Origin of the sequence: Bacillus sp. SIMBA_154 (genome assembly GCF_046536015.1) — a bacterium.
Lineage (GTDB): Bacteria > Bacillota > Bacilli > Bacillales > Bacillaceae > Bacillus > Bacillus pumilus_P.
Map to the genome: position 1 here is coordinate 1 of NZ_JAWJBV010000102.1, position 359 is coordinate 359.

Below are 359 nucleotides of genomic sequence, written 5' to 3' on the forward strand. Positions count from 1 at the left end.
CTTGACTCAGGCTATTACTGAGATGCTAACTAGTGATCAGGATTTATTCGGCAGTAATGTTTATGAAGCAGAGGTAGTGAGTGTCGCCGCTAAAATAGAAAATAAAATTAATGAGTCAGAAATTGCTATAGATAATGATTTTTTCGAGGTACCTCATCATTTAGCTCTATTAGACGACTTGGAAATTGTTTTAATTGAATGGTTCCAGCAACTAGGACTTGATGAGGCCAAAGCCAAAGCAACTTATAAACGTTTGAAAGGTCAATTTTCTTTTTCACTTGATAAAGAATGGGCGACTAACGCTTCACAATATACCTCAATTATAGATCAATTAAATACGCCATTTACTAAGGCTACTG

1 protein-coding gene is annotated in these 359 nt (G+C 35.4%); it reads left to right on the top strand.

Features of this window, described 5'->3' with window-relative positions:
* Nucleotides 1-359, top strand: a 359-nt coding sequence (locus R0K30_RS21300) for a hypothetical protein (protein WP_410612764.1), incomplete at both ends; no start/stop codon positions are given.